Source organism: Brevundimonas sp. (genome assembly GCF_013823285.1).
In the GTDB taxonomy this organism is placed as follows: domain Bacteria; phylum Pseudomonadota; class Alphaproteobacteria; order Caulobacterales; family Caulobacteraceae; genus Brevundimonas.
This window is the reverse complement of the sequence record NZ_PNLV01000069.1, coordinates 1-13,724: the sequence shown is the minus strand read 5'-3', so window position 1 is coordinate 13,724 and position 13,724 is coordinate 1. Positions and strand designations below refer to the sequence as shown.

The window sequence follows — 13,724 nt, the reverse complement described above, 5'->3', positions numbered from 1 at the left end:
GGTGGAGGAGGAGCCGGAGGGCTTCATCGTCACCGGAGCCGCCCGCGTGCAGGGCGGCGCCACCGTGCGCACGGCCCACGACCACCGCATCGCCATGAGCCATCTGGTCCTGGGGCTGAACAGCGAAGAACCGGTCGCGGTGGATGATCCCGGCATGATCGCCACCAGCTTTCCGGGGTTCGTGCAGTTGATGCAGGGGCTGGGGGCCTCTATCGAGCCCCGATGACTGCTTCCCTCATCATCGCCGTCGACGGCCCGGCCGCGTCGGGCAAGGGCTCCATCGCCTCGCGTCTTGCGGCCCATTACAACCTGCCGCACCTGGACACGGGGCTGCTGTACCGCGCCACGGGGCTGAAGGTTCTGGCGGCGGGAGGCGATCTCGGTGACGCCGGGGCCGCCACGCGGGCGGCCGAGCGCGTCACGCCCGCCGACCTGATCGATGAAACCGCCCTGACCAGCCGGGGCGCGGGTGAGGCGGCCAGCCGGGTGGCGTCCCACCCGGGGGTGCGCGCGGCGCTGCTGAAGCTGCAGCAGGATTTCGCACGACAGGCCGGAGGCGCCGTTCTGGACGGGCGCGACATCGGCACGGTGATCGCGCCGGACGCGCCGGTGAAGCTGTTCGTGACGGCCACGCCCGAGACCCGCGCGCGCCGCCGCTGGCTGCAGCTGACCGGACGAGGCGAGATCATCGCCTTCGACGACATGCTGGCCGACATCATCCGACGGGACGAGCGCGACGCCGGACGCGGGGCGGCCCCGATGATCATGGCTGATGACGCGGTCTTGCTGGACACCACCGAAATGGATATAGAGGCCGCCTTCGATGCGGCCCGCCGCGTCGTCGAGGCGGCGCGCGTCCGGCACGGGTTCTAGAACCCCGCGGACAAATCCAACGCACCGGTCCCTCGATGAGCCGCGGGCGTTCAGGCCGGTTTTCATGCCGCCCGCATCGCCACTGCCTGACATTCCCGTTCAACCGCCGCGCGGATTCCGTTCGCGCGCCAAACTCTTTTTCAGAAACAACATCAACCTCATGACCGACACACTCACCCCCACCCGCGACGATTTCGCCGCCCTTCTGGACGAACAGCTTTCCGGCCGTGATCTCGGCGAAGGCCAGGTCGTCCATGGCCGCGTCGTCGGCATCGAAAAGGACATCGTCATCGTCGATGTCGGCCTGAAGACCGAAGGCCGCATCGCCATGCGCGAGTTCGGCCAGGGCGACGGCGCCGACCTGCCCAAGGTGGGCGACAACGTCGAGGTCTATCTGGAGCGCGTCGAGAACGCGCTGGGCGAAGCGGTCATCAGCCGTGACAAGGCCCGACGCGAGGAAGCCTGGACCCGTCTGGAAGGCGTGTTCGCCGATGAGCAGCCGGTCATGGGCGCCATCGTCGGCCGCGTGAAGGGCGGCTTCACCGTCGATCTGGGCGGCGCCTCGGCGTTCCTGCCCGGCTCGCAGGTGGACATCCGTCCCGTGCGCGACGTCGGCCCGCTGATGGGCAAGGAACAGCCCTTCGCGATCCTGAAGATGGACCGCCCGCGCGGCAACATCGTCGTCTCGCGTCGCGCCATCCTGGAAGAGGCCCGCGCCGAGCAGCGCACCGAGCTGGTCGGCCAGCTGGCCGAGGGTGAAGTCCGCGACGGCGTGGTCAAGAACATCACCGACTACGGCGCGTTCGTGGATCTGGGCGGCATCGACGGCCTGCTGCACGTCACCGACATGAGCTGGAAGCGCGTGTCCCACCCGTCGCAGGTCCTGGCCGTGGGCGACACGGTCAAGGTGCAGATCATCAAGATCAACCCGGACACCCAGCGCATCAGCCTCGGCATGAAGCAGCTGCAGGCCGATCCGTGGGAAGGCGTGGAGGCCAAGTACCCGGCCGGCGCCAAGATGACGGGCCGCATCACCAACATCACCGACTACGGCGCCTTCGTGGAGCTGGAAGCCGGCGTCGAGGGCCTGGTGCACGTCTCGGAAATGTCCTGGACCAAGAAGAACGTCCATCCGGGCAAGATCGTCTCCACCTCGCAGGAAGTGGATGTGGTCGTGCTGGACGTGGACAGCGCCAAGCGCCGCATCTCGCTGGGCCTGAAGCAGGCCCAGAACAACCCGTGGGAAGCCTTCGTCGAAGCCCACCCGATCGGCTCGACCGTCGAGGGCGAAGTCAAGAACGCCACCGAGTTCGGCCTGTTCGTGGGCCTGGACAACGACATCGACGGCATGGTGCACCTGTCCGATCTGGACTGGAACGTCTCCGGCGAGGAAGCCATCCAGCGCTACCACAAGGGCGAGACCATCAAGGCCAAGGTGCTGGACGTGGACATCGAGAAGGAGCGCGTCTCCCTGGGCGTCAAGCAACTGGGCGGCGACCCCATGGAAGGCGACACCTACCGCAAGGGTCAGCAGATCACCGTCACCGTGACGGCGATCGAGAGCGGCGGCATCGAGGTCAAGTTCGGCGAGGACGACACCCCGGTCTCGGCCTTCATCCGCAAGTCCGACCTGTCGCGCGACCGCGCCGAGCAGCGCCCCGAGCGCTACGCCGTGGGTGACCGCGCCGACGCCATGATCACCTCCGTGGACAAGGCCACCCGCCGCGTCTCGGTGTCGATCAAGGCGCTGGAGATGAAGGACGAGAAGGAAGCCATCGATCAGTTCGGGTCCTCGGACTCCGGCGCGTCGCTGGGCGACATCCTGGGCGCGGCCCTGCGCGAGAAGGCCGGCTCCAAGGAGTAGGCCTTCGTCCCATCGAAGACGGATCAGGCGGCCGGGGCGAACCGGCCGCCTTTTTCACATCCATTGAAGATTAAGGACGAATTCGCGACTGAATCGCGTGTGGGGCTTTATTCGCAGGGCCAAGGATGGCTAAGGTCGACCCTTCGACGTCGTCCGGACGCGCCGGCGGCTGGGAACATCACATGGCGGGGGCCGATCACCGATGATCAAGTCGCAGCTCATCGAAAAGCTGGCCACGGAGAACACCCATCTGACGCACGCCGAAGTCGAGCGGGTGGTGAACATTGTGCTGGACCGCATGATCGACGCCATGAGCGGCGGAGGGCGGGTGGAACTGCGCGGTTTCGGAGCCTTTTCGGTGCGTTCGCGGCCAGCCCGGGCGGGCCGGAACCCCCGCACCGGCGAGGCGGTGGAAGTGCCCGCCAAGTCGGTCCCCTTCTTCAAGAGCGGCAAGGAGCTTCGCGAGCGGCTCAACGCCTCGGGCGACGCCTGAACACCTCCATGGACAGCCGCTGGCGCATCGCCCCGGCCAATTTCGAAGATCCCCGACTGGTCGATCTGTTGCGGCTTCATCTTGAGGCCATGCAGCGGTGGTCGCCGCCGGAGAGCGTGCATGCGCTGGACCTGTCCGGGCTCCAGGGTCCGGGGGTCACGCTGTTCGTCCTGTGGGAGGACGAGACCCTGCTGGCCATGGGCGCGCTCAGGACGACCGATGACGGCGTCGGCGAGATCAAGTCCATGCGCACCCATCCGGATCATCTCGGACGGGGCGCCGGGCGCGCCATGCTGGAGCACCTGATCGCCGAGGCTGCGCGGCTGGAATGCGGGCGTGTCAGCCTGGAGACCGGATCGGGGGAGGCGTTCGAACCGGCGCTGAACCTGTATCACCGTCGCGGGTTCAGGAACGGACCGGCCTTCGGCGGCTATGAAGCGACCGACTTCAACCAGTTTCTACATCTCGACCTGACGTCCGGCTGAGATGGCGTCGCAAGCAGGAGCATGACATGGGGCTTTTCAACGAATTCCGCGAGTTCGCTGTCCGGGGCAACGTTGTTGACCTGGCCGTCGGCATCATCATAGGGGCGGCCTTCAACGGCATCGTCCAGGCCCTGGTCAACGGGGTGATCATGCCGCCGATCGGCCTTCTGACAGGGGGCATCGACTTCGCCGAGCTGAAGTGGGTGCTGGTTCCGGAGAATCCGGCCACCGAAGCCGTGGAAGAGGTGGCGATCCAGTACGGCGCCTTCATCAACACCCTGGTGCAGTTCGTCATCGTGGCCTTCGCCGTATTCCTGCTGGTGAAGGGCATCAACAACATGCGCCGCAAGCAGGCGGCCGAACCAGCCCCCGCAACGCCGCCGGCGCCCACGCCCACCGAGGCGCTGCTGGCCGAGATCCGGGACGAGCTGAAGGCGCGGCCCCGAGCCTGATCTTGTTTCAGACCGCGGGGACCGGACGGAGGCAGAAGCTGTAGTCACCGTCGAAGGGTGTCGGGGACCAGCTCGCCCTCAGCCGCCCGGCGTGTTCGGGGGCGAAGCGGGCGTAGCCATGGCCCCAGCCGCCTTCGCGGCGGGCGCGGCGAGCCAGCGGCCCGAGCGCGCCGAGCATGTCCGGCGAGACGACCTGAAGCCGCACCTTCGCCGCGCCGAGGCGTCGCGCATTGGCGATCAGGGCGCCGGTCAGGACGGAGGCCGCGTCGGGCTCGTTCTTCAGGGTGACGAGGTCGATGATGTCCAGGACCGGCGGCTCAAGGCGGCTCATCTTGGCCATCTGGGCCAACAACCAGCCGGTGACGGCGCCGTCCCGGCGGTAGGCCAGCAGGACAGGCGGCAGGGTTCCGTCCGGCTCGCCCAGCCTCCAGCGCAGGGTTTCCGGGCTTCGGTCGGCGAGCACGCGGCCTTCGGACCTGAGCCGGGACCAGAACAGACTCCAGTCATCATCGAACCCGTGCAGGGGCGTCACCTGCGGCGGCAATCGCAGCGCCGGGTTTCGGCCGAGTCGGCGGTTCGTCAGACGTTCGGGACCGGGCCTGCCGCTGAGATCCGGCGCCACCCTGCGGATGACCCCGGCGCCAGCGGCGGCCACCGGATCGATCATCCATGTCAGCTTCAGCGCATGGGTGGCTTCAGGGTAGGGCTTGAGCCCATGCCGACGGTACAGCGGTGCAGACAGGGCGTTGGCGTTCAGGGTGTAGAACAGGGCCACGTCATCCCGGCTCATGATCCTGCGGATGAGACGCCCGGCCACGCCCTTCAACTCCGGCGGCACGATGATGGAATAGCCGGTGACCCCCAGAACCGGCTGGTCCCCGATCCAGAACCGCTGTGGGAACTGGCCCACGAATGCGGCGCGCCCCGCTTCGTTTTCCGCCAGCCAGCCGACGGGAAAGTCAGGAGGCCGCGCCGGATTGGCGGCCAGCCAGCGCCAGCCCCCGGCCGAGCGCACGGGCCAGTCCACTGCGCTGTGCAAGGCATCGACGACGGGGGCGTCGGCTGGCGTGAAAGGGCGAAGATTCAGCGACATGACGGACCGGCAAACTCCAGGGCGCCAACGTCGCAACCAAAGCTTTTGATATGATGACCGCGGACCAGATCCCGCGCCCGTGGGTCTACGCATGACTGTCATGATCCCGGACTAGGTTGCGGGCATGTTCGCCGTGCCCCTGTTCCGACGGCCCGCCAGCCGGGCGCAAGCCGCGACCGAAGTCGTTCTGGTTGGGCTTCTGGCGCTGCAGCCGCTGCTCTGGGTCTGGACGCTCGGCGGATCGGAGCGCGGGCAGGGGGAGACGGCGGCCCTGACGCTCGGACCGCCCCCAGCGTCGAGCCCCCACTCCGGAGGCGACCCCTTCTTCGGAAGGGCGGCGGGTGCTTTCCCGTTGGCGCCGCACACCCTCTATGCCGTGCGAGCGGGCGCTCGGGCCGGCGCGATCGTGGCCGGACCGGACGGTGTGCAGAAGGCCGTCCGCGTCGGCGAGACGGTCAGCGAGAGCGTCGTACTGGCCGCCGTGGCCACGGATCATGTGGTGCTGGGCCATGGCCGGACCCGGACACGGCTCGACTTCCCGGCGGCGCCGCCCGCAGCTAACCCCGGCCCGGCGCAACCCGTCATGGCCGCGACGGGTCAGGCCGCGGCGGGCCAGGCCACAGCGGGTCCGGGCGCTGCCAATCCCGCCACCTACGCCACGGCCCTGCGGCCGGTCTCCGCCAACGGCGCCGACGGCTATGTGTGGAGGCCGGGAACCGACGGCGGCGTTCTGGCGGCCGCGGGGCTGAGACCGGGTGATGTGATCCTGCGCATCAACGGCACGCCCTTTGATCGTTCCGAACGGCTGGAGGAATTGGCTGCGGACATCGCTGCGGGGCATTCGGTCGAGCTGGAATACCGGCGGAATGGCTCGGTTTTTTCAAGTCGATACACGCCAGACTAAGTATATCAAAAATACAAATAATAATCCGGGTTCTGAACATGATAAAATATGGCAGAATTACTGTCATCTGATCATTGCAAACCTTGACTAATCCCATGCTCCGAGTTGCGGGGGCGTCGGCATGGTGCGCGACGGGCCTGCTTTCACGCGCAACGAGGGGACTCCAATGTCACGTACCTACAAGATCCTTATGGCCGGCGCCGCTGCGCTCGCCCTGGCCTCCTGCGGCGCGGCCGAGGTGGCCTCGCCTGGCGAGGGCGGTTTCGGCGGTGGTGGAACCGGCGGCGGCGGCGGCGGCGGTGGCGGTGGCGGCGGAACGGGTCCGGCCGCCGACTGTCCGGCAGGTTTCTCGAACGTCGGCGTGATCGCCAACCTGCGCAACTGCCAGCTGCCGGCCAAGATCGTCGGCAATCTGGTGGTGCCCCTGCGCGCCGGCACCATCTATTCGCTGGGCGGCCGCACCGATGTGGGCGACGACCAGGGCGCCAACCCCGCCGCGCCGATCGCCGGCGCCCAGGACGGCACCCTGACCATCGAAGCCGGCGTGACCATCTTCGGCTCCAGCGGCGCTGATTTCCTGGTGGTCAACCGGGGCGCGCAGATCTTCGCCGAAGGCACCGCCACGGCGCCGATCATCTTCACCAGCCGTCAGAACATCGAAGGCACGTCCGGTCCGGACTCCATCGGACAGTGGGGCGGCCTGGTCATCCTGGGCCGCGCGCCCATCGCCGCCTGCCCCGGCGGCGTGACCCCGCCGAACCTGGCCTGTGAAGCCCAGGTGGAGGGCACCAGCGCCTTCTACGGCGGCAACACCGTGGCCGACAACTCGGGTCGCCTGCGCTATGTGCGCGTCCAGTTCCCGGGCTTTGAAATCCTGCCGGGCAACGAACTGAACGGCATCACCCTGGCCGGCGTCGGCAACGGCACCGTGATGGAGTACATCCAGGTCCACAACTCCTCCGACGACGGCATCGAGCCGTTCGGCGGCACGGTGAACCTGCGCTACGTGGTTCTGACCGGCAACGATGACGACAGCTTCGACACCGACACCGGCTATCGTGGTTCGGCCCAGTTCATGATCATCCGTCAACGGGCTTCGGGCGGCGACCGCATGTTCGAATCGTCCTCGGCGGGCAACCAGGCCCTGTTCACCCGCCCGTACATCTCCAACGTGACCGCCATCGGCCGTCCGAACGGCGGCGACGGGATCATCCTGAACACCGGCCACGCCATGCAGATGTACAACTCGGTCATCACCGGGTCGGCCGCCTGCCTGGACATCGACGACGCCGCCACGGTGGCCAATGGCCCGACGTTCAACTCGGTCCACTTCAGCTGCCCCATCGCCTTCCGCGACGACACCAACGTCACGGGCGCCGAGGCCGCCGCCATCTTCAACGCTGGGTCGAATAACACCGCCAACGGGACCTCGACCCTCAATGGGTTCATCAACGGGACCAACGAGAACGCCGTGACCGCCACGCCGGTCAACTCGGTCAGCGCCTTCCTGCAGAACGTCGACTACATCGGCGCCGTCCGCGACAGCAACGACAACTGGTGGCGGGGCTGGACCTGCGGCCTGGAGAGCGGCTCGGTCTGCTGATCCGAGCACAAGGAGACGAGCGGCGGCCTTCGAAAGGCCGCCGCTCATTCCCGTTTTCGTCGACATCTCAAAGGCGCAAGAAGACCATGACCCGCATCATCCACACCCTGAGCGGGCTTCTGCTCGCCACAACGGCCCTGGCCGCGCCGCATGTCGCGCTGGCCCAGACCGCCGAAGCCGAACAGCCCGAAGTCACCTCGGTCGAGGAGATCGTCGTGCTCGGTCGCTACATCCCGGAGCCCATGAGGGCGACCTCCGAAATCTCCGCCTTTGTAACGGCCGAGGATCTGCAGCGCACGGGCGACTCCAGCGCCGCCGACGCCCTGGTTCGCGTCGCGGGCCTGACCGTGGCTGAAAACCGCTTCGTCTATGTCCGCGGCCTGGGTGAGCGCTATTCCGCCGCCCGCCTCAACGGTTCGCCCCTGCCCAGCCCCGAGCCGCTGCAGCGGGTCGTGCCGCTGGACCTGTTCCCCGCCTCCATCCTGCGCAGCGTCGCTGTGCAGAAGACCTATTCGCCCAACTACCCCGGCGAGTTCGGCGGCGGCATCATTGATCTGTACACCATCGCCACTCCTGACGAGCCCTTCTTCAACTTCGGCGTCAGCATGGGTGGCAATACCGAAACGACGTTCCAGGACGGCCTGATCTATTACGGCTCGCGCACCGATTTCACCGGCTTCGACGACGGCACCCGTGACGTGCCGGGCCGTCTGCGCGTCGCCATGGCCACGGGCAACCGTGTGGTCCAGGGCGCCAATTTCAGCGCCGAGGACATCCAGCGCATCGGCTGGGACTTCGTCAACGCGCCGCTGAACCTGCTGCAGCTCGAAAACCGGATCCAGCCGGACTTCGGCTTCGACATCTCGGCCGGTCAGTCCTTCGACACCGGGGTGGGCGCCCGCTTCGGCGTTATCGGCGTGCTGGGCTACAACAACGAGTGGCGCACCCGGACCGGCGTCCAGGGTGAAGGCCGTGTGGACGTCGACCAGCTGGCGGCCACCCGCCAGTACGACTTCATGTCCACCGACAATTCCATCGGCTGGGACGGTCTTCTGGGGCTCAGCTTCGAGACTGCGGATCACCTGATCCAGTGGACGAACCTGTATGTGCGCCGCACGACCAAGGAAACCCGCTCGCGCGAAGGGTTTGACTTCGATGCGCCGGGCAACAACCTGGTTCGTGACGATTACACCGCCTGGTACGTGCGCACCCTGCTGAACACCCAGCTGGCCGGTGAACACACCTTCGGCGATCTGGGCGTGAACTGGCGCGGGGCCTGGGCTCGCTCGACCCGCGACGCGCCCTACGAGAAGACCATCCGCTACTCCATTGACGATGACGGCGTGGCTTTCCACGAAGGGCAGCGCAACTCGACGTCCTTCAGCGAACTGACCGACGACGTGGTCAGCGGCGGCATCGATCTCAGCTACGCTCTGGCCCTGTCCAGCCTGCGCGACATGACCTTCACGGTCGGGGCTGAAACCTACGAGAACACCCGCGAGGCGGAGCAGCGGATCTTCTCGTTCCAGGGCTCGGGCCTGTCGCCCGAGTTCCAGCGCCAGCGGGTCGACTTCTTCTTCGCCGACTTCAACCAGGGCCCCGGCCTGATCCGGCTGGTGGAGACCACTGGCGGCGGCGGCGCGGCGGCCTATGACGCCGAGCTGACCGTCCACGCGGCCTATGTCCAGGTCGAGGCGGACATCCTGCCGCTGGTCAGCGGCTCGGTGGGCGTGCGCTACGAGGAAGCCGAGCAGACCGTCGTCTCGCGCGACCTGTTCGGCGGCGTCACGCCGTTCCAGCCGACCGTGCTGGAGAACGAATACTGGCTGCCGGCCGCGACCCTCACCTGGAACTTCGCCGAGGACATGCAGTTCCGTTTCGGCGCCTCCCAGACCATCGGTCGACCGCAGTTCCGTGAGCTGGCGCCGCAGCAGTACCTGGACCCGGACAGCGATCGCCTGTTCATCGGCAACCCGTTCCTGACGGACAGCGAGCTGCTGAACGTGGACCTTCGCTATGAATGGTACTTCCAGCGCGACCAGTATGTGACCGCCGGCCTTTTCTACAAGGACATCGACCGCCCGGTGGAATCGGTCATCAACGACACCGGTTCCGTGACCCAGCAGACCTATCTGAACGCTCCCGGCGCCGAGCTCTGGGGCATCGAGCTGGACGTGAAGACGTACTTCGACAGCCCCATGACCGGCGCCTTCTGGGACGGCAAGCGCTGGCTGGTCCAGGCCAACTACACCTATGTCCAGTCCGAACTGCGGGTCGGGCCGGATGACGAGGTGTTCCCCCTGTCCGGCAACGGCACGTCTCAACCGGCGACGAATTTCTTCACTGACGGGGCGCGTCTGCAGGGCCAGTCCGAGCACCTGGCCAACCTGCAGTTCGGTTGGGAGGACGACATCGTCGGCTCCCAGGCGACCATCCTGGTCAACTATGCCTCGGAACGGTCGTCCGCACGCGGCCGCCCCGGCGAGCCGGACCTGATCCAGGAGCCGGGCGTCATGCTGGACTTCGTCTATCGCCGTGACTTCGGGGCGTTCGGACGGGATTTCCGCTTTGGACTGGAGCTGCGCAACCTGCTGAACACCGAGTTCCAGGAGTACCAGGAACTGGGCCAGCGCGTGGACATCAACCGCTACGACATGGGCGCCTCCGGCTCCATCAGCCTGAGCACCAGCTTCTGATGAAGACCGGCGGGGTGGTTCGCCGCCCCGCCGGATCGTCCGTGAACCCGGCGATCGTCACACGATTGTCGCCATTGCGTCATCGTCCCGAGCGGGCTTCGCGCCCCATCGCCGCGCTAATCAGGCGGCCGAAGAGACCCGGGGGCGACCGTCCGTGTTCCAACTGATTGACAGGCTCAACGCGGCGCGGCTTCCCACGGGGGCCGCGTTCGCGGTTCCGGGCGGCGTCCGGGGCCTGACCGAGGCCGTGCTGGCGGGCCTGCTGGCCATTCCAGCCGCGGCCGTCCTGTGGATGGTGGCCACCCCCGCCGGCCCGTTCGGCGCCGCGCCGTCCCGCGCGCCCGCCACGCCGGACGTCTCCGTCCTGGCCCGCATCGACGGTTTCTTCCGCACGGGCACCCCGTCCAGCCTGGCCGAGGCCATGGCCGCCAACAGCGGCGCCCTGCGCCTGTTCGGCGTGCGCGCGGGCGGGGCAGGGGGCGGCTCGGCCATCATCGGCCTGTCTGACGGCCGTCAGGTCTCGGTCGCCGCGGGCGAGGAGATCGAGCCGGGCCTCAGGCTGGAGAGCGTCGCCTCCGACCATGCCGTGGTGGCGCGCGGCGCCTCGCGCACCCGCCTGGGGTTCAGCGAGGCGCCGGCGGGGGCCGCACCGCCGCCGCCGCCGCCTTCGGGTCAGCAGGTGATCGCCCCCACGACCGGGGCCGCGCCGTCCGTCGGCGATCCCATGCAGTTGCTGAGCGCCGGCGCCCTGACCCCCCATGTGGTGGACGAGCGCATCACCGGCTTCGTCGTCACCCCGGCAGGCGCCGGAGCGGCCGCCCGGGCGGGCCTGCTGCCCGGCGACGTCATTCAGGCCGTCAACGGCCAGGCGCTCGACAGCGTCTCCAGCCTGCCGCGCATCGCCGCCGGGCTGGCGGGCGCCGAGTCTCTCCACATTCGCTACGAACGCGGCGGCGAAGTCCGCGCCGCCACCCTGAGGATCGCTCAATGATCGCTGGCGCCAACCGCATCCTGGCCCTGGCGGCCGCCGTCGTGATCGGCGCCTCGGGCCCGCTGGGCGCCGCCGCGCCCGCCCTTGCGCAATCCAGCCCCCGCCAGACCTTGAATGTGCAGGGCGCTGATATCCGCGCCTTCATCCAGGACATCGCCCGCACCACGGGCCACACCTTCATCGTCGATCCGCGCGTGACCGGAACCGTGACCGTGACCAGCGACCGGGCGCTCAGCCGCTCCGAGCTGTTCGAGGTGTTCCTGTCCACCCTGCGCGCCAACGGCCTGGTCGTGTCGCCCACCGCGTCGGGCGCCTATCGCGTTTCGCCCGCCGAGGGGGCGGCGCAGGGGCCATCCACCGTGGGCTCCGAACGCTTCGCCACCGAGGTGTTCCAGATCGCCAACATCGACGCGGCCTCGGCCGCCGAGGTGGTGCGCCCCCTGGTGGGCGCCCAGGGCCAGGTACTGGCCAATCCGCGCGGCAACACCCTGGTGGTGGCGGACTTCGCCGACAACCTGCGCCGCATCCGCAGCCTGATCAGCCAGATCGACGTGGACCGCTCCGCCTATGAGGTGGTCACCCTGCGAAACTCCTCGGCGCGCGAAATCGCCCGGGTGGTGAACGAGGTGCTGACGCCCCCAGGCGGCGGGTCGGCCGGCATGGTCAGCGTGGTGCCGGTGGAGAGCTCCAACTCCATCGTCCTGCGCGGCGACCCGGCCGCCGTGGCCCGCATCCGCCCGCTGGTGGACGATCTGGACCGTCGCGCCGAGTCCGCCGACGACGTGCGTGTGGTGTTCCTGGAGCACGCCGACGCCGAGCAGCTTCTGCCGGTCCTGCAGCAGATGACCGGCCAGATTTCGCGTCCTCTGGACGGCGTTCAGAGCGCTTCGGCGGAGGGTGATCCGTCCGCCACGTCCGCCGCCACGCCCGGCGCCCGCGCCAACATCGCCCGCTTCCCCGGCGCCAACGCCCTGGTCATCGCCGCCGCGCCGGAGACCCAGCGCATGCTGTCCGAAGTGATCCGCCAACTGGACACCCGTCGTCAGCAGGTGCTGGTCGAGGCCATCGTGGTGGAGGTCTCCGATGACGCCGCCCGGGCCCTGGGCGTGCAGTGGGCGCTGGCGGGCCGCGACGGCAATCCCCTGTTCGCCACCAACTACTCCAACACCGCGCCTCGCATCCTGCCCGTCCTCGGCGCGATCGCCGGCGAGCGCGAGCTGGACGAGGATGATCCGCTGTTGGAGGACCTGCGCGGCGCGGCCCTGAATTCCCTGCTGGGCGCCAACGGGGTTCTGGGCATGGGCGGCGGCCGCATCGGTTCGGACGGCCTGTTCGGCGCGATCATCAACGCCGTGCGCAGCGACGAGGGCTCGAACCTGCTGTCGACCCCGTCCCTGATGACCCTGGATAATGAGGAAGCCACCATTCTCGTCGGTCAGGAAGTGCCGGTGGTGGTGGGCGAGGTGCTCGGCTCCAACAACACCAACCCGTTCCGCACCACCCAGCGCCAGGACATCGGCGTCAAGCTGGAGGTGCGGCCCCAGATCAACGCCGGGGGCGCCATCACCCTGTTCCTGCGGCAGGAAGTGTCCAGCATCAACGGCGTGCTGACCGCAGGGGCCAGCGATCTGGTTCTGAACAAACGCGAGATCCAGACCACCGTGCTGGTGGACGACGGCCAGATTGCGGTGCTGGGCGGTCTGCTGGACCAGAACGAGCGGCTGTCGGTGGAGAGCGTGCCGGGTCTGGGCGACATTCCGGTGATCGGAAACCTGTTCCGGTCCACCGCGCGGCAGCGGGGCCAGACCAATCTGATGATCTTCATCCGCCCCACCATCATCCGCAGCCCCGGCGATGCGGCCCGCGTGGGGGCCGAGCGCTGGGACTACATGCGGGGTCGCCAGATCGATCGCGACCCGACGGTGGAACCGTCGCTGGACATGCTGATCCGCGACTACATGGGCGGCTACCGTCCCGCCGCGCCGGTTCCTGGCGGCGACGTGATCTCGCCCGTGGGCATGACGCCCGGCCCGGTCGAGGGCGCGCCCCTGCCGCCTCCCGGGGGCTGACCCATGATCACCCTGGTCAATCCGACCCTTCCCTACGCCTTCGCCAAGCGGCACGGCGTGGTGCTGCTGGACGCGGGCGAGACGGCGCTGGTCGGGGTGAGGGACGGCGCCGACCCGCTGGCGCTGGTGGAGGCGCGCCGGGCGCTGGGCCGACCCTTGCGCATCGAGCGGCTGACGGCCTCGGGCTTCGATCGTCGCCTG

At 68.4% G+C, this 13,724-nt stretch carries 11 protein-coding genes and 2 pseudogenes; 12 read left to right on the top strand and 1 reads right to left on the bottom strand.

Translation table 11 applies throughout. The features are described 5' to 3' along the window. The 6 genes and pseudogenes from C0461_RS10335 to mscL all read left to right on the top strand — a co-directional run. Positions 1-226: pseudogene (locus C0461_RS10335) on the top strand (3-phosphoshikimate 1-carboxyvinyltransferase); the annotation flags it as partial. Continuing rightward, a complete protein-coding gene (gene cmk / locus C0461_RS10330) occupies positions 223-873 on the top strand; it encodes a (d)CMP kinase (protein WP_292106521.1) in 651 nt (216 codons plus the stop codon). The pseudogene C0461_RS10335 and the gene cmk, both read left to right, overlap by 4 nt. 160 nt (positions 874-1,033) lie before the next feature. After that, positions 1,034-2,737 (top strand): 30S ribosomal protein S1, encoded by a 1,704-nt coding sequence (gene rpsA / locus C0461_RS10325; RefSeq protein ID WP_045318979.1) that lies wholly within the window; start codon positions 1,034-1,036, stop codon positions 2,735-2,737. 202 nt (positions 2,738-2,939) lie between these two features. Further along, positions 2,940-3,230, top strand: coding sequence for an integration host factor subunit beta (locus C0461_RS10320; protein WP_292106517.1), 291 nt, complete (start codon positions 2,940-2,942; stop codon positions 3,228-3,230). A gap of 8 nt (positions 3,231-3,238) precedes the next feature. Further along, positions 3,239-3,715 carry a GNAT family N-acetyltransferase gene (locus C0461_RS10315; protein ID WP_292106514.1) on the top strand — a complete coding sequence of 159 codons (477 nt, stop codon included), beginning with the start codon at positions 3,239-3,241 and terminating at the stop codon, positions 3,713-3,715. A 26-nt stretch (positions 3,716-3,741) separates the two neighbouring features. Beyond that, positions 3,742-4,167, top strand: a complete 426-nt coding sequence (mscL, locus tag C0461_RS10310; RefSeq protein WP_292106512.1) for a large-conductance mechanosensitive channel protein MscL — start codon at positions 3,742-3,744, stop codon at positions 4,165-4,167. Between the two features lie 7 nt (positions 4,168-4,174). On the opposite strand, the gene C0461_RS10305 is transcribed toward mscL, so the two are convergent. Beyond that, on the bottom strand, positions 4,175-5,260 hold the full coding sequence (locus tag C0461_RS10305; RefSeq protein ID WP_292106510.1) for an N-acetyltransferase: 1,086 nt from the start codon (positions 5,258-5,260) through the stop codon (positions 4,175-4,177). Positions 5,261-5,384: 124 nt separating this feature from the next. Here C0461_RS10305 and C0461_RS10300 point away from each other — a divergent pair, with 124 nt between their 5' ends. From C0461_RS10300 to C0461_RS10275, 6 genes and pseudogenes are all read left to right on the top strand, one after another. After that, the gene (locus C0461_RS10300; protein ID WP_292106508.1) at positions 5,385-6,164 is read left to right on the top strand and encodes a PDZ domain-containing protein; all 780 of its coding nucleotides are present in this window, start codon (positions 5,385-5,387) and stop codon (positions 6,162-6,164) included. Positions 6,165-6,330: 166 nt separating this feature from the next. Beyond that, positions 6,331-7,767: a hypothetical protein gene (locus C0461_RS10295; RefSeq protein ID WP_292106506.1), complete on the top strand. Its 1,437-nt coding sequence runs from the start codon at positions 6,331-6,333 to the stop codon at positions 7,765-7,767. Positions 7,768-7,853: 86 nt separating this feature from the next. Then, positions 7,854-10,463, top strand: a complete 2,610-nt coding sequence (locus tag C0461_RS10290) for a TonB-dependent receptor (protein ID WP_292106504.1) — start codon at positions 7,854-7,856, stop codon at positions 10,461-10,463. Between the two features lie 154 nt (positions 10,464-10,617). Continuing rightward, on the top strand, positions 10,618-11,454 hold the full coding sequence (locus C0461_RS10285) for a type II secretion system protein N (protein WP_292106501.1): 837 nt from the start codon (positions 10,618-10,620) through the stop codon (positions 11,452-11,454). Continuing rightward, positions 11,451-13,523: a type II secretion system secretin GspD gene (gspD, locus tag C0461_RS10280; RefSeq protein WP_292106499.1), complete on the top strand. Its 2,073-nt coding sequence runs from the start codon at positions 11,451-11,453 to the stop codon at positions 13,521-13,523. Before C0461_RS10285 ends, gspD begins: the two co-directional genes overlap by 4 nt. Before the next feature lie 3 nt (positions 13,524-13,526). Next, positions 13,527-13,724 (top strand): annotated as a pseudogene (locus C0461_RS10275) (type II secretion system protein GspE); the annotation flags it as partial.

Excerpts from the sequence above, each read along its gene's own strand:
- gspD (WP_292106499.1), top strand. The coding sequence starts at position 11,451 with ATGATCGCTGGCGCCAACCGCATCCTGGCCCTGGCGGCCGCCGTCGTG.
- C0461_RS10295 (WP_292106506.1), top strand. The coding sequence starts at position 6,331 with ATGTCACGTACCTACAAGATCCTTATGGCCGGCGCCGCTGCGCTCGCC.
- C0461_RS10315 (WP_292106514.1), top strand. The coding sequence starts at position 3,239 with ATGGACAGCCGCTGGCGCATCGCCCCGGCCAATTTCGAAGATCCCCGA.
- C0461_RS10305 (WP_292106510.1), bottom strand. The coding sequence starts at position 5,260 with ATGTCGCTGAATCTTCGCCCTTTCACGCCAGCCGACGCCCCCGTCGTC.
- rpsA (WP_045318979.1), top strand. The coding sequence starts at position 1,034 with ATGACCGACACACTCACCCCCACCCGCGACGATTTCGCCGCCCTTCTG.
- C0461_RS10290 (WP_292106504.1), top strand. The coding sequence starts at position 7,854 with ATGACCCGCATCATCCACACCCTGAGCGGGCTTCTGCTCGCCACAACG.
- C0461_RS10320 (WP_292106517.1), top strand. The coding sequence starts at position 2,940 with ATGATCAAGTCGCAGCTCATCGAAAAGCTGGCCACGGAGAACACCCAT.
- cmk (WP_292106521.1), top strand. The coding sequence starts at position 223 with ATGACTGCTTCCCTCATCATCGCCGTCGACGGCCCGGCCGCGTCGGGC.
- C0461_RS10300 (WP_292106508.1), top strand. The coding sequence starts at position 5,385 with ATGTTCGCCGTGCCCCTGTTCCGACGGCCCGCCAGCCGGGCGCAAGCC.
- mscL (WP_292106512.1), top strand. The coding sequence starts at position 3,742 with ATGGGGCTTTTCAACGAATTCCGCGAGTTCGCTGTCCGGGGCAACGTT.